Genomic DNA, 23,207 nt, shown 5'->3' on the forward strand with positions numbered 1-23,207 from the left:
CAACATCTTTCAGTGACAGAACTGTTCAATGCAATCGCGCGCAACCTGATCCTTCCTCCCGCCAGCCCGCTCTTGTTGATCGCAATTGGCCTGCTGCTGCGCCGCCGCTGGCGGCGTGCCGGCAGCATCGTTGCTGGCTTCTCTCTGGTGCTGCTGGTCTTCTTGTCGAGCAATGCCGGCGCGCGCTTCCTGGTCGCGCCGCTGGAAGCGATGGCCACGCCACTGCGCGATACCGGAAGCGCCGGCGCGCAGGCGATCGTGGTGCTGGCGGCTGGCCGCGTGCGAGCGGCGCCGGAATACGGTGACGTCGACATCCCCGACCATCTCGCGCTGGCGCGCCTGCGCTACGCGGCCCACCTGCATCGGCGCACCGGACTGCCCATTCTGGTCAGCGGCGGCGCGCCACGTCCAGGTGCCACGATCCTTGCCGATGCAATGGCCAGCGCGCTGCGCGAGGATTTCGGGGTGCCGGTGCGCTGGGTCGAGAGACGTTCGCGCAATACGGCCGAGAATGCCGCCTTCAGCGCGGCGCTGCTTGGCTCGGAGAAGGTCGAGCGGGTGCTGCTGGTGACCGATGCGATGCACATGGAACGTGCGCGTACCGTGTTCCAGCGCACCGGCCTGCAGGTGACGGACGCGCCGACCATGTTCTTCGGCGAGCAGGCGCGCGGCCTGGCTGCCTGGGTGCCGAGTGCCGAGGGGATGCGCCGTTCGTGGTATGCCTCGTACGAGCTGATCGGGCTTGCCTGGTATCGCCTGAAATCAGGAGCTACGTCCTAGGCGGCTTCCGCATGCTCCACCAGCAGCTGCACCTTGGTCACGCCATTGTATTCATTGGCATCGAGCCTGAACGCCACCCGCGCGCGCTCGGGCAGGCTGTCGGGGTGGCCGAACCAGATCGCATCGTAGCGGCGGCCGTTCTTCTCCAGCAGCAGCTTGAGATGGCGTTCCTTCAGGACGCGCTGGCTGACCACACGGAACTCGTCGCAGAACACCGGCGGTGCGAAGCCCTGGCCCCACACCTGGCCATCCATCAGTTCAATGAACTGGGTCGAGTAAAACTCATCTTCCAGCGGCCCGTCGGTCTCGACGATGCGCTCGAGCTGGGCTTCGGTCAGCCAGGCCTGGCCGACCGCCTCGAAAGCCTGGCAAAAACTGTCGAAGGCGTCGTAGCGGATCGACAGGCCGGCCGCCATCGCGTGGCCGCCGAACTTGTCGATCAAACCAGGCACGCGCTTGGACACCAGGTCGAGCGCGTCGCGCAAATGAAAGCCAGGGATCGAGCGGCCCGAGCCCTTGATCCAGCCGTCGCCGGCCGGGGCGAAGGTGATCGTCGGCCGATAGAATTTTTCCTTCAGGCGCGAGGCGACGATGCCGATCACGCCCTGGTGCCAGCCTTCGTCGAACACGGCGATGGTGCTGGCGCTGGTCGGCTCGAAGCTGTCGAGGTGCAGCAGGGCGGTGTCCTGCATCTCGGCCTCGATCTCGCGCCGCTTGAGGTTGATCTCGTTGAGCTGCTGGGCGATGGCCCAGGCGCGGCCCTCGTCGTCGGTGGTCAGGCACTCGATGCCGAGCGCCATGTCCTCCAGACGGCCGGCGGCGTTCAGGCGCGGACCGACGGCAAAGCCCAGGTCGAACGGCGAGGCGCAGCGCGCTTCGCGGCCGGCCACGCGGAACAGGGCGGCCACGCCCGCATGCATGCGGCCCGCGCGCATGCGCTTGAGGCCTTGCGCGACGAGGATGCGGTTGTTGGCGTCGAGCTTGACCACGTCGGCCACGGTGCCCAGCGCCACCAGGTCGAGCAGGCTGTCCAGCTTGGGCTGGGTCTGGGCGTCGAACACGCCGCGTCGGCGCATCTCGGCGCGCAGCGCCAGCAGCACATAGAACACGACGCCGACGCCGGCCAGGTTTTTACTCGGGAAGCCGCATTCGGGCTGGTTCGGGTTGACGATCACGCGCGCCGGCGGCAGGGTGTCGCCCGGCAGGTGGTGGTCGGTGACGACGACTTCGATGCCCAGCCGGTTGGCCTCGAGCACGCCCTCCATGCTGGCGATGCCGTTGTCGACCGTGACGATGATGTCGGGGTTCTTTTCGCGCGCCGTGATCTCGACGATGCCGGGCGTGAGGCCGTAGCCATGCACGACGCGGTTGGGCACGAAGTAGTCGACCTCGGCGCCCATCGCGCGCAGGCCGCGCAGGGCGACCGCGCAAGCGGTGGCGCCGTCGCAGTCGTAGTCGGCGACGATCGTCATGCGCTTGCCGGCCTGAACGGCGTCGGCCAGGAACACGGCGGCGGTGTCGATGTGCTTCAGGCCCGAGGGCGGCGACAGCGCCGTCAGCTCGCTCGAGAGTTCGCGCACGTGCTCCAGGCCGCGCGCGGCATAGATGCGCGCCAGCACCGGGTGGACGCCATCCTGGCGCAGCAGTTCCGAGATGCGGAACGGGCAGGGGCGGGTGGAAATGCGGGTCTTTTGGGTCAAGTCAGTGAATCCAGTGTCGGGCGGCGCCAGAATTTGCGCTGCGCCATCGCGGTCGTCGTGTAGCCGGCAAGGCCTTCGCGGCTGCTCAGGACCAGGCGCAGCTCGCGCACGCGGCCATCCTTGAGGGCAGCAAGGAGCGGCGCGAACAGTGCGTCTTCAAGGTGCTGCATGCCCTGCAGCCAGCCGTGCCAGTCGGCGGCCAGCGCGGCCTCGCCCAGGTTGCCGGCGACCAGCAGGCCACCCTGCGCCAGGACGTCATCCAGGCGATCGAGCGAAGGCAGGCGCTGCTGGCCGAGGGCGGCCAGCCAGCCGGGGACGGCGTAGCTGGCCATGTTCTTCACAGGCTGCTGTGCCTGCACACTGGCGCCCCCGCTCGCACCCCACAGCCAGAACGCGTTCACCACCGGCAGCCGCTTCGCCTCGCGCGCGGCGTTCACGGGGTGCGCGTGCCAGGCCATCTGCACTTCGTTCTGCAGGCGCCGGTAGGCTTGCGCCTGAGCGCCCTTGGGCATGAAGTCGGTCAGGTCCATATTGGCGACGGTGTCCGGGCTGGCGGTGTCGAAACCGGTCCAGTCGTCGGCGCGCAGGAACCAGGTGTGGGCGTCGCCATAGCGCAGTTCGTGGCCGATCTCTTCGCACAGCGTGCTCGCGGCGTCGAACAGCGCGCGGCCGTCCGCGTCGTCCAGGCTGACCTGGCGCGTATCGGCCATCATCAGGTGGCTGCGCGCGATCTGGATGTGGGCCGGCGTGACGATATGCCAGCGGCCGGCGCCCGGATCGAGATTGAGCCCGCGCATGGCGGCGACGGCGAACGGGGTGCGGCCATCGTCGGCCAGGCCGAGCTCCCGCGCCAGCCAGGTTTCATGCGGCAGGGCGTGGACGGTGTCGGCTTTGGGCGCGCGCCTGGCGCTCGACGTGCGCGACAGCAGCGCGGCCAGGGCCGGAGCCTGCAGGGCGCGGACCATGTCGGGGGCGAATTCGGGGAGCGGGAGGGCGAACGGCAGGACAAGCGTAATATGAGCCATCCCGCTATTTTAGGCCAAAATCGGCCGACCGGCGGGTTCGATCTTGGTTTGCCGGACGGCGTTTGCACATGGGTTTTTGATAATCCGCGCCACAAAAGTGGTTTGTCTGGCAAACTGCCGGGTTGGCGAAGCCAAAAGAACAAGAACCGACAGGATTGTATGAGCATCACCCATAAACTTCCGTACGAATGGCAGATCGGCCTGCGCTATACCCGCGCCGGCAAGCGCAGCGGCCGTAACAGTTTTATTTCGTTCATCTCGATGGCCTCGGTGGCCGGCATCGCCCTCGGCGTGGCCGCCCTGATCGTGGTTCTGTCGGTGATGAATGGCTTCCAGAAGGAAGTCACCAACCGCATGCTGTCGATGCTGGCCCACGTCGAGATCTTCGATGCGCGCGGCGCAATGCCGGACTGGCGCGCAACTAGCGCCGCGGCGCTGCGCCATCCCGAGGTGCGCGCCGCCGCGCCTTTCCTCGATGCGCAATCGATGCTGCTGGTCGATGGCGTCATGAAGCCGGCCCTGCTGCGTGGGGTCGAGCCGACCGAAGAAGCCAGGGTGTCCGACATCGTCCAGCAGATGAAGGAAGGCAGCTTCGATTCGCTGCGTCCCGGTTCCTATAACGTCGTACTGGGCCGCGCGCTCGCGAAGTCGCTCGGGGTCGGAGTGGGCGACCGCGTGTCGCTGCTGGTGGCCAGCAGCGGCATCCTGGGCGGCGCCGCCTCGCCCGGCGAAAATCCCTTGCCGCGCTCGCGCGCGCTGAACGTGTCGGGCATCTTCGAGGCCGGTCACTTCGAATTCGATTCCACGCTGGCCCTGATGAACATCGCCGACGCCGAGACCGCGACCGGGGCCACGGCGCCGCTCGGCCTGCGCCTGCGCCTGGCCGACCTGCAGCAGGCGCCGCGCGTGGCCTACGAGCTGCAGCAGTCGATGGCGGGCGACCTGATCATGCGCGACTGGACCCGCGTGAACACCGTATGGTTCGCCGCCGTGCAGTCGCAAAAGAACATGATGTTCATTATCCTGACCATGATCGTGGCGGTGGCCGCCTTCAACCTGGTCTCGACCCTGGTCATGACGGTCAAGGACAAGCAGGCCGACATCGCCATCCTGCGCACGCTGGGCGCTTCGCCGCGCGGCATCATGAAGATCTTCATCGTGCAGGGCACGCTGGTGGGCATGCTGGGCGGCCTGCTCGGCGTCGGACTTGGCGTGCTGGTGGCGCTGAACGTCGACGTGATCGTGCCGGCCATCGAACGCCTGCTCGGCGTGCACTTCCTGTCGCAAGAGGTCTACCTGATCAGCGAGATGCCGTCCGAGCTGCGTTGGAACGACGTCGGCTGGATCGGCGGCGTGGCCGTAGTGCTGTCCTTCCTGGCCACGATCTACCCAAGCTGGGCGGCTTCGCGCGTCAAGCCGGCCGAGGCGCTGCGGTATGAATGAGCGCGGCGCGATGGCACACTCCGGTTCACATTTTCGATTCAGGAACGCATGAGCATCATCCACAAACTGCCATATGAGTGGCAGGTCGGCCTGCGCTATACGCGCGCCGGCAAGCGCAGCGGGCGCAGCAGCTTCATCTCCTTCATTTCGTTGATCTCGGTGGCCGGCATCGCCCTCGGCGTCGCGGCCCTGATCATCGTGCTGTCGGTGATGAACGGCTTTCAAAAGCAGGTCACCGACCGCATGCTGTCGGTGCTGGCGCATATCGAGGTATTCGACGATTCCGGCAGCATGCCCGACTGGCGCGCGTCCGCAAAAGAAGCGCTGCGCAATCCGAACGTGCTGGGCGCCGCGCCGTTCGTAGAAACTCAGGGCCTGCTGGTGCGCGACGGCGTGATGCGCCCGTCGATCGTGCGCGGCGTGCTGCCGGGCGAGGAAGACAATGTATCGACCGTGGCGCGCCAGGTGCGCGCCGGCAGTTTCGACGCATTGAAGCCGGGCCAGTTCAACATCGTGCTGGGCTATGCGCTGGCGCGCGCGCTTGGCGTCGGCCTGGGCGACAAGGTGACGATGGTGCTGGCCCAGGGCCAGGTGACGCCGGCCGGCATGGTGCCGCGCACGCGCAGCTTCACCGTCGCCGGCATCTTCGAGGCCGGCCATTTCGATTTCGATGCGGCGCTGTCCTTCATCCACGTCGAAGATGCCCAGCGCCTGGAGCGGTTGCCGGCGCCGTCGGGCCTGCGCCTGCGCATCGCCAATATGCGCGAGGCGCCGGAAGTGGCCGAACAGCTCAAGGGCCAGATGACTGGAGACTTGACGGTACGCGACTGGCCCAAGCTCAATGCCAACTGGTACGCTGCCGTACAGACCGAAAAAAAGATGATGTTCATTATCCTCACCCTGATCATCGCGGTGGCCGCCTTCAACCTGGTCTCGAGCCTGGTGATGACGGTGACCGAGAAGCAGGCCGATATCGCGATCCTGCGCACGCTGGGATCGTCGCCGCAATCGATCATGAAGATCTTCATGGTGCAGGGCGGGGTGATCGGCGTGCTCGGGACGCTGGCCGGCGTCGGCATGGGGGTGATGGTGAGCCTGAACATCGATGTCATCGTTCCGTTCATCGAACGTTTGCTGGGAGTGGAGTTCTTGTCCAAAGATATATATTTGATCAGTACCGTGCCGTCCGACCTGCATGGGCCGGACGTCGCGATCATCGGCGTCATCTCGGTGCTGCTGGCGTTTGCCGCCACCGTGTATCCTAGCTGGGCCGCCTCGCGCGTGAAACCGGCGGAGGCGCTGCGTTATGAGTGATGCATTCAACGGCGCCCCGGTGCTCGCCTGCCGCGGCCTCGGTAAAACCTTCAAGCAGGGCGACGCCAATGTGCGCGTGATCGACGGCATCGATTTCGCCGTCCACCGCGGCGAGCGGGTCGCCATCGTCGGCGCCTCCGGCTCCGGCAAATCGACCCTGCTGCACCTGCTGGGCGGCCTGGATACGCCGAGCAGCGGCTCGGTGACCCTGCACGGCGAGGATTTCGCCAACCTGTCCGAGGCGCGCCGCGGCGAGCTACGCAACACGGCGCTGGGCTTCGTCTACCAGTTCCACCACCTGCTGCCGGAATTCACGGCGCTCGACAACGTCATGATGCCGCTCTTGATCCGGCGCGAACCGCGGCCGGTTGCGATGGAGCGTGCGCAGGCGATCCTGGAACGGGTGGGCCTGGGCAAGCGCGTAGTGCATCGTCCGGGCGAACTGTCGGGCGGCGAGCGCCAGCGGGTGGCGCTGGCGCGCGCGCTGGTCACCCAGCCGGCATGCGTGCTGGCCGACGAACCGACCGGCAACCTCGATCACACCACGGCGCAGATCATCTTCGACCTGATGCTGGAACTGTCGCGCACCCTCGGCACCGCCTTCGTGATCGTCACCCACGACATGGAACTGGCGCGCCGCTGCGACCGCGTGCTGCGCATGACCGAGCACGGCCTGCAGCCGGCGGAAGGCTGAGCGATGTGGATCGATACCCACGTCCACCTCGATGCGCGCGAATACGGCGGCGACGGCGCCGGCGTGGCGCTGAAGGCGCGCGAGGCGGGGGTGTCGATGATCGTGATCGTGGCGGTCGAGCGGGGCAATTTCGACGCCGTCGCCGGGCTGGCGCACGGCAGCCCGAACGCCTGCTATGCGCTCGGCATACACCCGATCTGCGTGCCGCAGGCGCAGGACGAAGACCTGGTTTATATGCGCACCCGGGTGGAGCAGGCGATGAGCGACCCGCGATTCGTGGGCATCGGCGAGATCGGCCTGGATTTCTTCCTCCCGGAGCTGCTTGACCCCGCCATGCGCGACAAGCAGGAGAGGTTCTTCCGCGAACAGCTGCGCATCGCGCGCGACTTCGGCCTGCCGGTCTTGACGCACGTGCGGCGCTCGCAGGACCAGGTGCTCAAGCACCTGCGCCAGATTCGCCCGCCAGGGGGGATCGCCCATGCATTCAACGGTAGTTTCCAGCAGGCGCAGAATTTCATTGAGCTTGGATTCCATCTTGGATTTGGCGGAAATATGACCTTCACGCGTGCGCTGCAGATCCGGCGCCTGGCGGCCGAGCTGCCGTTGTCGTCCATCGTGCTGGAGACCGACTCGCCCGACATCGCTCCGAGCTGGATTCATCCGGGATGCAACAGTCCCGATCAACTCCCCGGTATCGGCGCCACCCTGGCCGAACTACGCGGGATCGGCGTGGACGAGGTGCGCGAAGCCGCTTACCGCGCCTCGCTGGCAGCGATTCCCCGCCTGGCGGCGCTGTGTCCTTGACACGAAAGCCACGAGTATCGTTTTTCGCCGTAGTTCACTCGTCAATTGTGAGCGCGAGCAAACCGTAATTGATACCGCCGTGCCAAGATTCTGTTTCGACGAGTTGCGCTGACTTCAGCGATCACCGGACAGGAGACACACTTGGACAGCGCGAGCGAATTCCTGCGCATGCTGCAGCACGAGAAATCGCTGACGACGGCCCATCGGGCCATCCGGTTGCGCCTGGGCCACGCCGACCACCTCGCCGATGAAGTCCTGCTGCCGCAGCGGGTCAGCGGCAGCGAGTCGGTCTGCGGCAGCCTCGAGTACATCGTCACCTGCGTCGCCTCGACTCCGCGCCTGCCGCTCAAGGAGCTGATCGCGCTGCCGGCCGAAATCCAGTTCGTCACCGACCGCGGCCAGTTGCGCAGCGCCTGCGGCATCGTCGCCGAGGCCCGCGCTGGCGACTATGACGGCGGCCTGGGTGTTTACCAGTTGGTGATCCGCGACGCGCTGGCGATCATGGAAAAGCGCGTCAACAGCCGCGTGTTCCGCTACCAGAACGAACTCGAGATCGTGCAGGTGCTGTTCGACGAATGGCGTCAATCAAATGGCGTGCTGGCCAGCGCCTTCGAGTACGAACTCGATCCGCTGTTCGACATGCGCCAGTTCCCGCCGCGCGAACAGACGATGCAATACAACGAGTCCGACGCCGCCTTCGTGCGACGCTTGTTGCGCCGGCGTGGCGTGGCCTGGACCTTCCGCCCCGGGCATGCGCGCACTCGCACGCTCGAGGTCGAGCGCGACACCTCGCCGGTGCACACGCTGGTGCTGTTCGCCGATTCCAACTCGCTGCCGCGCAACGGCGCCGGCACCGTGCGCTACCACCGCGGCGGCGCCAGCGAAGAACGCGACACCATCGTCTCCTGGAGCGCCGCGCGCCGCCTGCAGGCGGGCAGCACCACGCGCCACAGCTGGGACTACCGCAACCCGCTCGGCACCCAGTTCATGACCGCCACCGCGCGCAGCATGGCCGATCAGGGCCGCAGCGGCAACCAGCTCGCCGCCAGCCTCGACGACTACCAGGTCGAGATGCCGCATGCCGGCAACGACGTCGAGGACCACTGGCGCCTTGGGCAGGTGCGCATGAACCGGCACGAATTCGAGACCAAGTGTTTCCATGGCGAAGGCGGGGTTCGCGACCTGCGCGCCGGCGAATGGTTCACCCTCAGCGGCCACCCCGAGATCGACACCCATCCGGCGCCCGAGCGCGACTTTACCATCACCGCGCTGAACGTCGAGGCCGAGAACAACCTGCCGGCCGACGTCTCGGCGCGCGTGCGACGCCTGATGGGCGCCTGGATGGACGACGCGGCCTTTCCCGACAACCCGCCATCGCTCGACGCGGTGCGGGTGCGGGTGAGCTTCGATGCGGTCCGGCGCGGCATTCCGCTGGTACCCAGCTTCGATCCGCGGGTCGACCTGCCGCATCCGCAGCTGCAAAGCGCGATCGTCACCGGCCCGCCCGGCGAGGAGGTGCATTGCGATGCGCTGGGCCGGGTCAAGATCCGCTTTCCCGGCATGCGCACGGGCGACCACCGCCATGCGCACGGCGCCGGCGCCTCCGACACGCCGGCCGATTCGGCCTGGGTACGGGTGGCGTCCAACTGGGCCGGGGCTGGACCGGGCAGCCAGCAGCAGGCCGGCGCGATCGGCCTGCCGCGCGTCGGCACCGAGGTACTGGTGGCCTTCATGGGCGGCGACCCGGACCGGCCGGTGATCCTGTCGCAGCTGTATAACCAGCGCGCGCAGCCGCCGGCGCTGAGCCGGGCAGGGGAGTTGCCGGGTAATCGGTATCTGTCGGGGATGCGCAGCCGCGAGATCGGGGGCGCGCGCGGCGGCCAGCTGCTGTTCGACGACACGCCTGGCCAGATCGCGGTGCAGCTGGCCAGCGAACATGCGGCGTCGGAGCTGAACCTCGGCTGGCTGTCCGAGCCGCGCGCGAACGGACAGGCTGGCCCGCGCGGCGAAGGCGCTGAACTGCGCAGCGACAAGGCGGTAGCGCTGCGTGGCGGCGAAGGCATCCTGCTCAGCGCGGGCGGCAAGCAGATTGATGCCGGCGCCCAGCTCGAGCGCGCCAGCCTGGTCGGCATCGTGGAAACGATGCACGGCGTGCTGGATACGCTCGGGCGGCTGGCGGGCGACCATGGCGAGAGCGAAGAAGCCAAGCCGCGCCTGGACGCGCTCGCCGAACGCCTGCGCCATTGGCACGACGGCTCGAACGTCGCGCCTGGTTCAGGGACGGGGGGCGAGCCGCTGGTGGCCGTGAACGCCCCGGCCGGCGTGGTGGTCGCGAGCGACGACAGTATCGCCCTCGGCGCCCAGACCAAGATCGACATCGTCTCGACCGGCGACGCCGAACTGGCGACCGGCCGCAGCCTGTTCCTGCGGGCCTCGCGCGCGCTCAGCATGTTCGCCTATGAATTGGGCATGAAGCTGATTGCCGCCCGTGGCGACATCGTGGTGGAAACCCACCGCGGCGACATCGAGATCAAGTCGTCCAGCCGCATCCGCCTGATCGCCGCCACCGGCATCGAGCTCGAAGCGCCGTCGGTGAAGGTGGTGTCGCAGGGCACCCAGACCGATTGGGACGGCGGCACCATCACGCACCAGAGCAGCGGCAAGCACGTGGTCAGGGCGGCGTCGGTGGAGCACCTGTCTCCCGGCGGCGGCACGCCCGCCGGCCTGCGCCTGCCGGCGACCGAACTGGAAACGGACGAGCGGGTGGTGGTGCTCGATCGCCAGACGAACCTGCCTGCACGTGGCAAGCGCTACGTCGCCCGCCACGAAGACGGCACCCGCATCCAGGGCGTCACCGACGACGATGGACGCACCAGCATCCTGAGTAGCTACGCCATGGGCGACATCGAAATCCGCCTGTTGCCCGACGACGAACCAGACGATCCCGGTGCGGGCCGGGCATGAAGGAGCCGACCCGTCCAATTCCCCAGCCAACTGTCGACACCGATGGAAGCCTGGTGGCGTATACGGTCGCGACGCCGACGGCCTTCAAGGTGAGGGCCAGGGTCACTATTGGGTCGCGCAAGGTGATTCCGGTGATACTCGTTCCCGGCATCATGGGATCCAATCTTCGAGCCCGTGCCAACATGAAAGCCCGGAAGGACGACGTTCTCGCACCCGGTGAGCCGGCATGGAGACCACCGAACGGCGTTGTTGAAGGTTTTTGGGAGGCGCGAAAATGGGCTGAGCGCTCACCGTCCGAGCGGCAGCGCATTCTGGACGCAAGCATCCTTGAAGTCGATCCAGATGGCCAGCTGGCCTTTGCCCCCAGCAATGTCGATCCTCGGATGCTACGTGAGCGAGGGTGGGGAGAGGTGCACGCCGGTTCCTATGGTGCCCTCCTGATAGACCTGCAGAGACATCTTGACAAGACTTTCCAGGTATCTCCACGTGGCGATCGGGAGATCCGTCATTTCTGGCTAAGGGTGATGCAGTCCCAAGCGGCATCCTGGGGTGTACGTAGTATCGAGAAAGTGACTGAAGCCGAACTTGAAAAATACGCAGGGTACCAGTATCCAGTTTATGCGTTCGGCTATAACTGGCTCGAATCATGCGAGAAATCGGCGCGCCGATTGCGAACACGTATCGATCAGATTAAGAAATTCTGGACCGAGCGAAAACATGAATGTGGAAAGGTGATCCTGATAACGCACTCCATGGGAGGACTGGTCGCGCGTGCCTGTGCGCGACTGAGTTCGCCTGGTGACGGTAGCGCGCCGGATATCGCGGGAATTGTCCATGCCGCCATGCCAGCGCTCGGCGCTCCTGTCACTTACCGGCGCATTGCATGCGGCACGGAAGGAGGGCGTTATACAAACGGGCTCGGGGACAATCTCAAGGCAGGAGCCGTGACGGACATTGCCGGCGAAAGTGCGGCAGATACGACGCCTGTTATGGCACTTTCTCCAGGGGTGCTTCAGTTGTTGCCAAACCACCTTTATCCGAAGCCTTGGCTCCACATTAGGACGATTCGATCAGTCAATCGACGCGACGACGTCCGTGATTTTCTTTCACTCCCGGATGGCAGTCCATACGATCTCTATCGCGACATGAAGTCCTGGTATCGCATGATCGACCCTGATCTCGCGGATCCGGCCAGGCGTTTCGAGGATTCCGAGCGTAGCGTCGTTGATGGCATATCGGACGCCATTCGAGACGCTGAATACTTTCATACCGAACTGCTTACTTTATCAGATGGTAAAAATGGGCAGACGCCTTACTATCACCCGAATACCTATGCCTTCCACGGTGCAGACAAGTCTCTAAAGGCATACGGCCAGATTCGTTGGGTCGCACGGGAGCCCTCGGTGAGTCCTGCAGCGCTTACGCCGTCAAGTATTCGAAAGGGAAACCTCAAGTCAATCACCGATCAAGGTGCCCGTGAGGTACGCATCGGTCAGGACTTGCAGCTGCGTTTTTCGGTATGGCCTGAAGATGCACACGGAGATGAAACGGTACCGGTGCAATCCGGCGCCGGCCCCACAGCACATATACGGAAGATGTTCGCGCCGGCAGGACTGCGCCATCAAGATAGCCTTCAGCCCGAGACAATGCGCCTCCTGATACGGCATCTTATCGTCAAGATCGTACAGGACGTCCAATGAAGCGGATTCGCGGCCGGCGTGTCCGTTGGGTATGTTGGCTCACGGCGGTAGCGTTGGCCCTAACGTCGTTTCTTGCGAATTCGGTGCAAACGGTGCATGACAAGCAAAAGGTGGCAAGAATGACGGAAAAAATGAGAACAGTTTGCGTTGGCCGTTATTTGATCGATCTGCCTGCTGATGCGCCGGTGAAAATCAGGTACGGCTCGGTCGGCGGCTTGGATATCGACAGTACCACCGTCGAGTCGGATGACGAGTTCGCCGAGCGCTTACGTCAGACTGAACTCGAAATGACGGAAGCAATCAATAGGGAGGGCCGCCCAAGTCTGGAATCCAGCAAGGAAATTGCCGTGAACACTGGTCAAGGAAAGACCTTTATTTACAATCGACGGCGCACAAAGGTACTGGAAAACCACGAATTTGTCTTTAGCGAAAATGTCGCTCTCCTCAGCATGCTGCGGTTTCCAAACCTAAGCGTTACTGGTGAAATTGAATGGGTGGCACCTCGCAACATTCCCAGAATAACGAGCATTCTGAATTTCATTCGACCGCTCGGCGAGGGAGAGATTCCTCGTGAGAGCGGTTTCTGCATTGGACACGCCATTGTCCTGGATCCCTATGATCACGATAACCGCGAAAGCGCGGTCATGTTCGCTGGGCTGCCGGGCCATCCGGATGTGAATATCGTTCTTTCTTCCATGGCGGGAACGCGTCCCGCGCCAGGTTTGCTTGAGCGAAATGCCAAAGCTGCGGCGCGCGAACCCCTTTTTATGCGGCTGGCGTTCAGTAATTTGCGCGAGCATAAGCGCGCCATTAATGGCCTCGATGGAGAAGAGCTGGTGATGCGCATACGTGAGCCAAGTTTTACCACGGGCTACTCGTTCCAGTGGGAAGCCACAGGAAGGCTGGATGATGTCTATGCACCGACGTTGAAGCTGGAGCTTGAGTCTGGGGTGAATCCGGTTGCCGGAGGGAAGCCTCTGCAGTCGACGCTGTCCGAAGAGGCCATGTTCGAACTATGGGAGAGCATCGTCAACAGCATCCGGTTACGACCTTATCAGGAGGAGATGGGTGCGTCGCCCGAGGAGACACGCGTCGCACTAGGCGCAAGTGCCCTCGCGGGAGAAGTCTGTCCACAGACCGGTTGGTGGCAATGTGCAGACGGCGGCACTGGAGTCACTGTCTTCGGCGGCCAACGTCAGTTCGTCAAACAGGGACAATATATGCCGCAGGCACTGCTTCTACCCCAGCAGACGATGTGGCAGCGGTTACGGGGCGTGCAGCCGAGTTATGAGAGCAAGAATTCGACGCTGTGGGCGTTGGTAGACAAGCGAAGTAGTACTCGGGTCTCGCATCAGAGCGGGCTTGAGCAAGCCATGGCGTCTCCAGAGTTTGTCGGCCTCCCGGCGGCAACACGCCCTATGGGAAGTTTCGAAGTGCCGATTGGCAGCATCGTAAAAACAGGCGCCGCTTGCCCGGCCAGCGGATGGTGGCGATGTGAAGATAGCCATGCGCTTGATGGTACCCGCTGGTTTGCCGCCGGAAGCTTGCTGCCTGCGGCGACTTTTCGAGCCCTTCTCGGCGGGCGGAGCGGTGGACATCCCGAACTGATTCATCGGCGCAGCGCCTGGCAGCTGGTGCGCCATGTAGAAGCCGATCCAATCTCTCGCGTCATACCGGATGAGTCTAAACCGAAAAATCAGGGAGATACGTCAACGGCGTAAGTGGTGGCGCTCAACATTGAACATTAAAGCCAGTAATTGTCTACGAGAAGATGACTGGAGGTGAGAGTTGGCAAATACCCGTCGCTTGTCAGGACGTTCGGTCGGCGCGCTTGTAGCAATCGCATTCGCCGGGCTAACCGCTGGATGGGCAGTTGGCGAAGCTCACGATCGTCGTCGCCTGATGGGCGAAGATCAGCAGGAGGTCGCACGGATACACGCGCACATGAAGCCGATGTGTGTTGGCAGATTCGTGATCGACCTGCCTTCGCAGGCCGAGACTGAGTTGACGATGGCGAACGTCGACGGCCTGAGCATTGTCACCGGCATGGAATCACTCGCGGATTTTCAAACGCGGCTGGCCGATCGCGAGGCGGATATCCGGGCCATTCCAGACCGGTCGAGTGGCGATCGAAATCTGGAGGCCGTGACTTCGATCAGGACAGCCAATGGCCTGTCCGGGAAAATTTTTGTGCATGGCAGAGTGGTTAGCGAGGGAACGCAGGCAAATGGCCTTGAGATTGAACGCTACCGGTACGAAAGAGTCGCTGTAGATGCGCTCTTACACGGCAATGGTGTCAGTATCGACCTCACAGCAAATAATTATGAGCCAGCACGAGCGGATAAAGTCGCACAACTAGTCACGCTACTCGTACCTAATCCCGAAAACCGGATTCCGTCCGTGACGGGATTTTGCCTCGATTACGCCTATTTCAAAGGGTTGCTTTTGCCTGATCAAGGAGAACGCATCACGATGCGCGCTCGTCTGACGAGCCATCCCGATATTGAATTCATGTTGATGCTGGCAGCCGGTACTGAACCTGATGCCAAAGGTCTGCTTGCGCGGACCGCGGAATCCCAGCGCCGAATGACATTCGCGGATAGAGCCCGTCTGACAACGCTGCGTGCTGGCCGACGTGTGATCGGAGGCCGTGTTGGCGAAGAGGTAGCCGAGCGCGTCGTGGAAAGCGACATACTTGTCCTGCATAGCTTCTGGTGGGAGGTCAACGGATCAGTGGACGACGTCTCGAACCCTTATCTTTCGTTCACAATGAACACAGGACTAAGCGGCCAAAGGCCTGTGCCTGCGTCCTTGTCGGATTCCACGGCAGTATTGCTGTGGGATCGAATATCGTCCAGTATCCGCGTTCTGGCGAGCGGAAGCAGCCCTGACGCCCGAGGCACCGAAACATAAGCTCCCTCAGCCATGCGTAGCGCGATCCTCGCGTTCGCCACCGGCGCGGCCGGTCTCCAGCTTCAATCGACGCTGCCGCCCGCCAGCGTGATGCTTGCCTGCGCAGCCACGACGATCGTGGCCTGCCTCCTGCTGCGCGGCCTGCCCCGAACGATCACAACCGGCCTCCTGCTCGGCTTCTGCTGGGCCGCCTTCATCGCCCACCTGGCACTGAGCCAGGCCTTGCCCCACGACGACGAAGGCCGCGACATTACCGTCACCGGCGCCATCGCCAGCCTTCCGCATCGCTTCGACGGCGGCGTGCGCTTCCAGTTCGACGTCGCGCATACGGAAACCCGTAACGCCACCGTCCCGCCAAGGATCGTCCTGTCCTGGTACGGCGCCACCGCCGCCGACCCTGCCTTCATCCACCCCGGCGAACGCTGGCGCCTGGTCGTGCGCCTGCAGCGCCCCCATGGCAACGCCAACCCCCACGGCTTCGACTACGAAGCCTGGCTGCTGGAGCAGGGCGTACGCGCCACCGGTTACGTGCGTCCCGCCGGCAGCCGCAACGAATGCCTCGACGACTGGACCCCCGGCGCCAGCTACGCGATCGAACGCGCGCGCGGATACCTGCGCACGCGCATCCTGACCATCCTCGAAGGCGAGCCTTACGCGGGCGTGATCGTGGCCCTGGTCATTGGCGACCAGCGCGGCATCGACCAGGACGACTGGGACGTCTTCAACCGCACCGGCATCAGTCACCTGGTGTCGATCTCCGGCCTGCACATCACGATGGTGGCGGGCCTCGCGGCCTGGATCGTCGCCAGCCTGTGGCGCCGCTCGTTCTGGACCGACGCCCAGCTGCCGCTGCGCCTTCCGGCCCAGAAGGCCGCCGCGTTGGCGGGAGCGACCGTGGCGCTGATGTACGTGCTGCTGGCCGGCTTCGGCGTGCCGGCCCAGCGCACCTTCTATATGCTGGCCGTGGTGGCGGCCGCGGTCTGGTGCGGCCGCATCGCATCCAGTTCGCACGTGCTGTGCCTGGCGCTGGGCATCGTCGTGCTGCTCGATCCCTGGGCCATGCTGTGGCCCGGCTTCTGGTTGTCCTTCGGCGCAGTCGCCGCCATCCTGTACGCCTGCAGCGGACGGCTCGGCGAACGGACGCGCGGCTGGCGCGTGGGACTGCTGGTGGGCGCGCGCACCCAGTGGGCCGTCACCATCGGCCTGGCGCCGCTCACGCTGCTGTTGTTCGGCCAGATTTCCCTGGTCAGTCCATTGGCCAACGCGGTGGCGATCCCCGTCATCAGCCTGTTCGTGACGCCGCTGGCCCTGGTCGGCAGCATCCTGCCGTCGCCGCTGGCCGCCCTGGTCCTGGGCGTGGCCCACCTGGCGATCGAATGGCTAGCCTGGCCCCTGCAGCGGCTGGCAGCGCCGGCGCTGGCGGTATGGACCGCGCCGGCGCCGACGCCCTGGATCCTCGCGCTGGCGCTCTTTGGCACCGCATGGATGCTGGCGCCGCGCGGCTGGCCGCAGCGCTGGGCGGGCCTTGCGGCCTGGACCCCGCTGCTGACGCAACTGCCGGCGGCGCCGCCGCCCGGCGCGTTCACCGTCACCGCCTTCGACGTCGGCCAGGGCATGGCGCTGCTGGTCGAAACCGGGCGCCACCGCCTGCTGTACGATACCGGCCCGCAGTACGCGCCCGGCGCCAGCGGCGCTACCCGCGTCATCCTCCCTTACCTGCGCGGGCGCGGCATCGGGCGGCTGGACACCCTGGTGGTGTCGCACAGCGACCTGGATCACGTCGGCGGCGCCAACGCCGTGCTGGAGACGCTGGAGGTGGGAGAGGTGAGGTCGTCGCTGCCGTCCGCTCACCCCTTGCTGCGGATGGCTCCGCGCCGGCAGCGCTGCCTGGCCGGCCAGGGCTGGGAGTGGGACGGCGTGCGCTTCGAGATGCTGGCGCCCGACGCCGCCAGCTACGCCAATCCGCGCCTGAAAGCCAATGCGCGCAGCTGTGTGCTGCGGGTGAGCGCCAGCGGCAAGGCGATCCTGCTGGCCGGCGACATCGAGGCGGCGCAAGAGGCCGCGCTGCTGCGCACGGACGCCGCACGATTGCGGGCCGACGTGCTGCTGGCTCCGCACCACGGTAGCGGCACCTCGTCGACCGCATCCTTCCTGCAGGCGGTGGGGCCGTCGCTGGGCATTTTCCAGGTCGGCCATCGCAATCGTTACCGACACCCCAAGGGTGAGGTCTACGAGCGTTACGCCGAGCACGGGATCGGGCGCCTGCGGACCGACGAGCGCGGCGCCGTCACGCTGCGCTTCGGCTCCGAGCTGCAGGTCGAGACCCATCGCGAAACGCATGCGCGCTACTGGCACGGCCGCTGACGTCGTGCGGGCTCACGCCTGCGGCAAGGTGATCGTCACCCGCAGCCCGCCGTCCTCGCGGTTGCGCGCCACGATCTCCCCACCGTGGGCCTGCACCACGCGCTGGGCGATCGCCAGGCCCAGGCCGTGGCCGTCGACGCCCGTGCGCGAGGCGCCGGCGCGGAAGAAGGGCTGGAACACCGCCGCCAGGTCGGCCGGCGGGATGCCTGGCCCGCGATCGAGCACGTCGATGCGCGCCAGGCCCTGGTCGGCGCTCAGCGCGACGGTCACGATGCCGCCCTGGGCGCCGTGCTTGGCGGCGTTGCGCACCACGTTTTCCAGGGCGCTCCACAGCAGGTCGGGGTCGCCGGTCACGCCGACGGTGCCGTCGGCCTCGATCAGGATCCGGGTCGACTCGGCCGCCTCGAAGCGGGCGTCGGCCACGATGCCGTCCGCCAGCTCGGTCAGGTCGACCGGCTCGCGCCGCAGCGCGTCGGGCATGGCCTCCAGGCGGGACAGGGTCAGCAGCTCGCCGACCAGCTTGTCCATGCGGTTGCTTTCGCGCTCGATGCGTTCGAGCGTGCTCGCGAACTTGTCCGGCTGCTGGTGCGCCAGCCCGACCGCCGCCTGCATGCGCGCCAGCGGCGAACGCAGCTCGTGCGAGACGTCGTGCAGCAGCCGGCGCTGGCCATCCATCAGGGCGCGCAGGCGGCCGCTCATGCGGTCGAAGTCGCGTCCCAGGTCGGAGAGTTCGTCGCCGCCCTTGGTGGCGCGGCCGAAGCGCGGCGCCAGGTCGCCGGCGGCCGCCGCCTCGAAGGCGCTGCGCAGGGCGCGGATCGGACGCGAGAAATACCATGCCAGCAGGGCCGCGAACAGCAGGCTGGCCACGACGGCGGCGCCGATCACGACGGTCTGGCCGATACGGCGGCGTGCGCCGGGGTCGAGCGCCGGCGTCAGCGGGTCTGGCGGGCCGCCGCGCATCCCCTCCGGTCGGCCCGACTGGCGCGGGACGAAGGCCAGATAGCGCTCGCCGCCGGGCCCGACCAGGTACCGTGCGCCGCGCCAGGCGCCGCGCTGTTCACCGTTGCCGAGCTGGCGCTCGGCTTCCTTCGGCAGCTCGGCCGGCACCGGGCGCCCGAGCAGGTCGCGCCGCGCCGCGTCGAGCACGTACAGCTGCGGGCGCCGCAGGTCGGCCAGCAGGCCGCGCAGCGCCGCTTCTCCGCCGTGGCGCAGGGTGGCGGCCGCCGCGTCGAGGGCGACCGCGGCCGGCGGGCCGGAATCGAGGCTCGAGCTGGCCTTCTGGCGCGCCTGGTCGCGTAGCCAGAAGGCGCCGCCGATGGCGATGGTGGCCGTCAGCTGCGCCAGCAGAATGCAAAGGAAGAACTTCCAGAACAGCCGCCCCATGCTACTCCTTGATCAATTGGTAGCCCTGGCGATAGATGGTCTGCAGGCAGGAACGGCCGTCCGCCAGCGGTCCCAGCTTGTGGCGCAGGCTGCTCAGGTGGACATCGATATTGCGGTCGAAGCGCGCCAGCGGCCGCCCCAGGCCTTGTTCCGACAGCTCGTTCTTGCTCACTGGCTTGCCGGCATTCCGCGCCAGTACCTCCAGCAGGTTGAATTCGGTGCTGGTCAGGTCCAGCGGCGCGCCGTCCCAGGTCGCGCGCCGCCCCTCGGGATGCATGGTCAGCTTGCCGACCGTGAGGGCCGCGCCTGGAATGCTTTCCGGCTGGGCGTGGGTGCGGCGCAGGATGGCGCGCACCCGCGCCGTCAGTTCGCGCGGCGTGCAGGGCTTGGCCACGTAGTCGTCGGCGCCCAGTTCGAGGCCGAGGATGCGGTCGGCGTCGTCGCCGCGCGCGGTCAGCATCAAGACCGGGATGCGGCTGGCGGCGCGGATCTGCCGCAGGGCGTCGATGCCGCTGGTGCCGGGCATCATGACGTCGAGGATGGCGATGGCGTGGCGGCCGCTGAGCGCTTCGCGCGCGCCATCGTCGCCGTTGTGGACGCAGGTGACCCTGAAGCCTTCCTGTTCGAGGTATTCGGCGAACATGCCGACCAGTTCGACGTCGTCGTCGATAAGCAATACATGGTTCATGGCGACAGGATAGCGCAGTCGCGCGCCGCGGTCTTTTCCGCATGGCGCGGCTTTACCCGGATTTACCTCGCTTAGGCGCGCTTTACACCTGTGCGCCACACAATGGCCGCGTTCAACACCACAGGAGGACCCCCGATGACATTGCCAACCACATTCACTGCCTTGCGCGCCGCCGCCGCGCTATGCGCCTGCCTGCTGGCCGCGCCCGCCGTCCTGGCGCAAGCGATGCCGCCTGCCGACGGTCCGGATGCCGGACCGGGCTTCGAGCAGCTTGACGCCCGCGCCGGAGGTCCGTTCGGCGGCTTTGGCGAAGGCATGCGCGGCGGCCCGCCGTTCCTGCGTGGCCTCGACCTGAGCGAGGAACAGCAGGACCGTGTGTTCGCCATCCTGCACGCCCAGGCGCCGAAGCGGCGCGCACTCGACAAGGCCGAGCGCAAGGCATTCCAGGCGCTGCGCGACCTGGCGCGCGCGCCGCAACTGGACGAAGCGCGTGCTTCCGCCAGCGCCCAGGCTCTGGGCCAGGCAATCGCCGACCAGGAGTTGCTGCGGCTGCAGACCGGCGCCCAGATCAAGGCGGTGCTCACACCCGCGCAGCGCGCGCAACTCGGCGCGCCGCGCGGCGAGGGGCGCGAGGGCCGGGGTGACAAGGCAGGCGCGCGTGCGAAACAGCGCGAGTCCGGCCAATGAGCGCACTGGCGGCCACGCGGGCCGTACCCGAGGACAACGACGATCACCACCTTGGCCTGGAGGCCGACCTCGCGCGCCTGCTGGCGCGTCCGGTCACGCGCCGCCAGTCGCTGCGCTGGCTGGGCGCAGGCGTCGGCACGGCGGTGATGCCGCTGGCCGGTTGCGGCGGGGGTAGCGCCGACGATGGCTACGGCATCTCGACCTCGACCACCACGACCGGCAGCGGCACGAGTGGCGGCACGGTCGGGGGCGACGCGGTTTGTTCCGTCATCCCCGAGGAGACCGGCGGCCCCTATCCGGGCGACGGCACCAACCGCAATGCTAATGGCGTGGCCAATGCCCTGACCCTGTCGGGAATCGTGCGCGGCGATATACGCGCCAGCGTGGGCGGCGCCAGCGGCGTGGCCCAGGGCGTGCCGCTGGTCATCCGCCTGAAGATCGAGAATGTGCTTCAGGGTTGCGCGGCGGCGGGCGGGGCGGCCGTCTACCTGTGGCACTGCACGCGCGAAGGCGGCTACTCGATGTACTCGAACGGCATCGTGGACGAGAACTACCTGCGCGGCGTGCAGGAATCCGACAGCGACGGCTGGGTCACGTTCACGACCATCTTCCCGGGCTGCTACGACGGTCGCATGCCGCACGTGCACTTCGAGGTCTATCCGAGCCTGGCCAAGACGAACAGCGCGGCGAACCGGATCAAGACCTCGCAGTTCGCCTTCCCGCTGGCGACACTCATTGATGCCTATGCCAGCAGCGGCTACGCCAGCAGCGTGCGCAACCTGGGGCGCATCAGCTACGCGACGGACAACGTCTTTGCGGACGGCACGGCGCTGCAGATGGCGAGCGTAACAGGCAATGCGGTGCAGGGCTATACCGCCGAGCTGCTTGTAGGCGTTTCCTTCTAAAGGAGGACCGCCGGGCGGCGCTGGACATTACAATGGGCCGCTCCTGCACTCGATCGCGCCCGCCCCATGTCCAGACCCCTGCTTCATTTTGCCCATGGCAACAGCTACCCGGCCGGCACCTACAACCGCCTGCTGGCGCAGCTGCGCGAGCACTACGACGTGCGCACCCTGGACATGCACGGCCACGATCCGCGCCATCCGGTCGCCGACGGCTGGGGCGCGCTGGTCGACGAACTGGTCGAGCACCTCGAGGGCTATGGCCGGCCGGCGATCCTGGTCGGCCATTCGCTGGGCGGGATGCTGTGCATGCTGGCGGCAAAGCGCCGCCCCGACCTGGCGCGCTGCGTGGTGATGCTCGATTCTCCGGTGGTGGCGGGCTGGCGCGCGCTGGGCTGGCGCCTGGCCAAGCTGGCCGGCTGGGGTGAGCGCCTGTCGCCGGCGCGCTTCGCCCGCAAGCGCCGCGAGCTGTGGCCGAGCCGCGAAGCCGCTTTCCAGCACTTCAACGCCAAGCCGATCTTCCAGGCCTGGGCCCCGGGCGCATTGGACGACTACCTGGAACACGGCCTGGCGCCGCATCCGGAGGGCGTGACCCTGCGTTTCCGGCGCGACGTGGAATCGGCCATCTACCAGACGCTCCCGCACCATATGGACGCCGTGATCCGCGAACCGTTTCCGGTGCCGGTGGGCTTCATCGCCGGCACCCGCTCGGAAGAGATGCGCCAGGCCGGCATGGACGGCACCCGCAAGCTGGTGGGCGAGAACCTGGTGATGATCGAGGGCGGCCACCTGTACCCGCTCGAAAAGCCGCAGGAGACGGCGCGCCTCACGCAGACGATGATCGAGCGGCTGCTGGCCGCACCGATGCGGCCTTAGCAACCTTACTGGCGGTCCATCGGCTTGGCCTGGTTGTCGAAAGAGTCGCGCGCGTCGCGCGCACCGACGGTCTTGACGGTGCGGTCGCCGCCGCCTTTTTTCGGAATCCGCGAGCCAGTCAGGGTTTCGTCGTCGACCTTGGCCGCGATGGCCGGCGCGGCCGCGGGCGTCGGCTGGTCGGTAGTGGGCGCGGTCGTGCAGGCGGCGAGGGTGAGGACGAACACGCCGATCAGGGCCTTGGGCAGATGCTGCATGTGGATCTCCATCGAATAGGGTGACTTATGGTATTCACAATTACAGTTGTTCGCAATGAATATTGACAGGGTGGTCAGCTGCGACCATCACCGGCGCCGCCATTTCGCGTAAAATCGCGGGATTTTCTCCCTGCTGGAAACCGACAATGACTATCAAGAGCGACAAATGGATCCGCCGCATGGCGGAAAGCACCGGCATGATCGAGCCGTTCGAGCCGCAGCAGGTACGGGAGCAGGACGGCCGCCGCATCATCTCCTTCGGCACCTCCTCGTACGGCTATGACATCCGCTGCGCCGACGAATTCAAGGTGTTCACCAACATCAACAGCACCATCGTCGACCCGAAGAACTTCGATTCGAACTCCTTCGTCGACGTCAAGAGCGACGTCTGCATCATCCCGCCGAACTCGTTCGCGCTGGCGCGCACCATCGAGTACTTCCGCATCCCGCGCAACGTGCTCACCGTCTGCCTGGGCAAGTCGACCTATGCACGCTGCGGCATCATCGTCAACGTGACGCCGTTCGAGCCGGAATGGGAAGGCTATGTGACCCTGGAGTTCTCGAACACGACCCCGCTGCCGGCCAAGATCTATGCGGGCGAAGGCTGCGCCCAGGTGCTGTTCTTCGAAAGCGACGAAGTCTGCGAAACCTCGTACAAGGACCGTGGCGGCAAGTACCAGGGCCAGCACGGCGTGACCCTGCCGAAGACCTGACCG

The 23,207-nt window shown here is 66.1% G+C and carries 19 protein-coding genes; 14 read left to right on the forward strand and 5 right to left on the reverse strand.

Annotated features, from left to right (window positions below; all coding sequences use genetic code 11):
- Window positions 1-12 precede the first annotated feature (12 nt).
- The gene (locus SOM28_RS18790; protein ID WP_123071154.1) at window positions 13-780 is read left to right on the forward strand and encodes a YdcF family protein; all 768 of its coding nucleotides are present in this window, start codon (window positions 13-15) and stop codon (window positions 778-780) included.
- On the opposite strand, the gene recJ is transcribed toward SOM28_RS18790, so the two are convergent.
- Both recJ and SOM28_RS18800 read right to left on the reverse strand, forming a co-directional pair.
- The gene (gene recJ, locus SOM28_RS18795) at window positions 777-2,480 is read right to left on the reverse strand and encodes a single-stranded-DNA-specific exonuclease RecJ (protein ID WP_123071155.1); all 1,704 of its coding nucleotides are present in this window, start codon (window positions 2,478-2,480) and stop codon (window positions 777-779) included. The genes SOM28_RS18790 and recJ overlap by 4 nt on opposite strands.
- Complete coding sequence (locus SOM28_RS18800; RefSeq protein WP_320469036.1) at window positions 2,477-3,505, reverse strand: hypothetical protein; 1,029 nt, start codon at window positions 3,503-3,505, stop codon at window positions 2,477-2,479. Before SOM28_RS18800 ends, recJ begins: the two co-directional genes overlap by 4 nt.
- A gap of 159 nt (window positions 3,506-3,664) precedes the next feature.
- Here SOM28_RS18800 and SOM28_RS18805 point away from each other — a divergent pair, with 159 nt between their 5' ends.
- The 9 genes from SOM28_RS18805 to SOM28_RS18845 all read left to right on the forward strand — a co-directional run bounded on the left by SOM28_RS18805 (window position 3,665) and on the right by SOM28_RS18845 (window position 17,701).
- A complete protein-coding gene (locus SOM28_RS18805; protein ID WP_320469037.1) occupies window positions 3,665-4,948 on the forward strand; it encodes a lipoprotein-releasing ABC transporter permease subunit in 1,284 nt (427 codons plus the stop codon).
- A gap of 48 nt (window positions 4,949-4,996) precedes the next feature.
- Window positions 4,997-6,262 (forward strand): lipoprotein-releasing ABC transporter permease subunit, encoded by a 1,266-nt coding sequence (locus SOM28_RS18810; RefSeq protein WP_320469038.1) that lies wholly within the window; start codon window positions 4,997-4,999, stop codon window positions 6,260-6,262.
- Window positions 6,255-6,956 carry a lipoprotein-releasing ABC transporter ATP-binding protein LolD gene (gene lolD, locus SOM28_RS18815; protein ID WP_320469039.1) on the forward strand — a complete coding sequence of 234 codons (702 nt, stop codon included), beginning with the start codon at window positions 6,255-6,257 and terminating at the stop codon, window positions 6,954-6,956. Before SOM28_RS18810 ends, lolD begins: the two co-directional genes overlap by 8 nt.
- 3 nt (window positions 6,957-6,959) lie before the next feature.
- The gene (locus tag SOM28_RS18820) at window positions 6,960-7,760 is read left to right on the forward strand and encodes a TatD family hydrolase (RefSeq protein ID WP_320469040.1); all 801 of its coding nucleotides are present in this window, start codon (window positions 6,960-6,962) and stop codon (window positions 7,758-7,760) included.
- A gap of 141 nt (window positions 7,761-7,901) precedes the next feature.
- Complete coding sequence (locus SOM28_RS18825) at window positions 7,902-10,724, forward strand: type VI secretion system Vgr family protein (protein WP_320469041.1); 2,823 nt, start codon at window positions 7,902-7,904, stop codon at window positions 10,722-10,724.
- Entirely contained in the window at window positions 10,721-12,424 is a 1,704-nt protein-coding gene (locus tag SOM28_RS18830) for an esterase/lipase family protein (protein ID WP_320469042.1), read from the forward strand. Before SOM28_RS18825 ends, SOM28_RS18830 begins: the two co-directional genes overlap by 4 nt.
- Window positions 12,421-14,145: a T6SS immunity protein Tli4 family protein gene (locus tag SOM28_RS18835; RefSeq protein ID WP_320469043.1), complete on the forward strand. Its 1,725-nt coding sequence runs from the start codon at window positions 12,421-12,423 to the stop codon at window positions 14,143-14,145. The genes SOM28_RS18830 and SOM28_RS18835 overlap by 4 nt, the downstream gene beginning before the upstream one ends.
- A 67-nt stretch (window positions 14,146-14,212) precedes the next feature.
- A complete protein-coding gene (locus SOM28_RS18840) occupies window positions 14,213-15,337 on the forward strand; it encodes a T6SS immunity protein Tli4 family protein (protein ID WP_320469044.1) in 1,125 nt (374 codons plus the stop codon).
- A 12-nt stretch (window positions 15,338-15,349) separates the two neighbouring features.
- The gene (locus SOM28_RS18845; protein WP_320469045.1) at window positions 15,350-17,701 is read left to right on the forward strand and encodes a DNA internalization-related competence protein ComEC/Rec2; all 2,352 of its coding nucleotides are present in this window, start codon (window positions 15,350-15,352) and stop codon (window positions 17,699-17,701) included.
- 12 nt (window positions 17,702-17,713) lie between these two features.
- Here SOM28_RS18845 and SOM28_RS18850 read toward each other — a convergent pair whose 3' ends face one another.
- Window positions 17,714-19,084, reverse strand: coding sequence for a sensor histidine kinase (locus SOM28_RS18850; RefSeq protein ID WP_320469046.1), 1,371 nt, complete (start codon window positions 19,082-19,084; stop codon window positions 17,714-17,716).
- A gap of 1 nt (window position 19,085) precedes the next feature.
- Complete coding sequence (locus SOM28_RS18855) at window positions 19,086-19,772, reverse strand: response regulator transcription factor (protein WP_320469047.1); 687 nt, start codon at window positions 19,770-19,772, stop codon at window positions 19,086-19,088.
- Window positions 19,773-19,907: 135 nt separating this feature from the next.
- Here SOM28_RS18855 and SOM28_RS18860 point away from each other — a divergent pair, with 135 nt between their 5' ends.
- From SOM28_RS18860 to SOM28_RS18870, 3 genes are all read left to right on the forward strand, one after another.
- Window positions 19,908-20,459: a Spy/CpxP family protein refolding chaperone gene (locus SOM28_RS18860; protein WP_320469048.1), complete on the forward strand. Its 552-nt coding sequence runs from the start codon at window positions 19,908-19,910 to the stop codon at window positions 20,457-20,459.
- On the forward strand, window positions 20,456-21,364 hold the full coding sequence (locus SOM28_RS18865) for a peptidase associated/transthyretin-like domain-containing protein (protein WP_320469049.1): 909 nt from the start codon (window positions 20,456-20,458) through the stop codon (window positions 21,362-21,364). The genes SOM28_RS18860 and SOM28_RS18865 overlap by 4 nt, the downstream gene beginning before the upstream one ends.
- A 66-nt stretch (window positions 21,365-21,430) precedes the next feature.
- On the forward strand, window positions 21,431-22,237 hold the full coding sequence (locus SOM28_RS18870) for an alpha/beta fold hydrolase (RefSeq protein ID WP_320469050.1): 807 nt from the start codon (window positions 21,431-21,433) through the stop codon (window positions 22,235-22,237).
- 5 nt (window positions 22,238-22,242) lie between these two features.
- On the opposite strand, the gene SOM28_RS18875 is transcribed toward SOM28_RS18870, so the two are convergent.
- Complete coding sequence (locus tag SOM28_RS18875; protein ID WP_320469051.1) at window positions 22,243-22,491, reverse strand: hypothetical protein; 249 nt, start codon at window positions 22,489-22,491, stop codon at window positions 22,243-22,245.
- 146 nt (window positions 22,492-22,637) lie between these two features.
- Between SOM28_RS18875 and dcd the strand changes: the two genes are divergently transcribed.
- Window positions 22,638-23,204 carry a dCTP deaminase gene (dcd, locus tag SOM28_RS18880; protein WP_123068242.1) on the forward strand — a complete coding sequence of 189 codons (567 nt, stop codon included), beginning with the start codon at window positions 22,638-22,640 and terminating at the stop codon, window positions 23,202-23,204.
- The last annotated feature ends 3 nt before the right edge of the window (window positions 23,205-23,207 follow it).

It is taken from the genome of Massilia sp. CFBP9026 (assembly GCF_034045165.1).
GTDB lineage: Bacteria > Pseudomonadota > Gammaproteobacteria > Burkholderiales > Burkholderiaceae_D > Telluria > Telluria arenae.

Coding starts and splice junctions, on each gene's coding strand:
- SOM28_RS18845 (WP_320469045.1), top strand. CDS start 15,350: ATGCGTAGCGCGATCCTCGCGTTCGCCACCGGCGCGGCCGGTCTCCAG.
- SOM28_RS18810 (WP_320469038.1), top strand. CDS start 4,997: ATGAGCATCATCCACAAACTGCCATATGAGTGGCAGGTCGGCCTGCGC.
- SOM28_RS18850 (WP_320469046.1), bottom strand. CDS start 19,084: ATGGGGCGGCTGTTCTGGAAGTTCTTCCTTTGCATTCTGCTGGCGCAG.
- SOM28_RS18860 (WP_320469048.1), top strand. CDS start 19,908: ATGACATTGCCAACCACATTCACTGCCTTGCGCGCCGCCGCCGCGCTA.
- SOM28_RS18870 (WP_320469050.1), top strand. CDS start 21,431: ATGTCCAGACCCCTGCTTCATTTTGCCCATGGCAACAGCTACCCGGCC.
- SOM28_RS18855 (WP_320469047.1), bottom strand. CDS start 19,772: ATGAACCATGTATTGCTTATCGACGACGACGTCGAACTGGTCGGCATG.
- SOM28_RS18835 (WP_320469043.1), top strand. CDS start 12,421: ATGAAGCGGATTCGCGGCCGGCGTGTCCGTTGGGTATGTTGGCTCACG.
- SOM28_RS18800 (WP_320469036.1), bottom strand. CDS start 3,505: ATGGCTCATATTACGCTTGTCCTGCCGTTCGCCCTCCCGCTCCCCGAA.
- lolD (WP_320469039.1), top strand. CDS start 6,255: ATGAGTGATGCATTCAACGGCGCCCCGGTGCTCGCCTGCCGCGGCCTC.
- SOM28_RS18875 (WP_320469051.1), bottom strand. CDS start 22,491: ATGCAGCATCTGCCCAAGGCCCTGATCGGCGTGTTCGTCCTCACCCTC.
- SOM28_RS18865 (WP_320469049.1), top strand. CDS start 20,456: ATGAGCGCACTGGCGGCCACGCGGGCCGTACCCGAGGACAACGACGAT.
- dcd (WP_123068242.1), top strand. CDS start 22,638: ATGACTATCAAGAGCGACAAATGGATCCGCCGCATGGCGGAAAGCACC.
- SOM28_RS18820 (WP_320469040.1), top strand. CDS start 6,960: ATGTGGATCGATACCCACGTCCACCTCGATGCGCGCGAATACGGCGGC.
- SOM28_RS18830 (WP_320469042.1), top strand. CDS start 10,721: ATGAAGGAGCCGACCCGTCCAATTCCCCAGCCAACTGTCGACACCGAT.
- SOM28_RS18805 (WP_320469037.1), top strand. CDS start 3,665: ATGAGCATCACCCATAAACTTCCGTACGAATGGCAGATCGGCCTGCGC.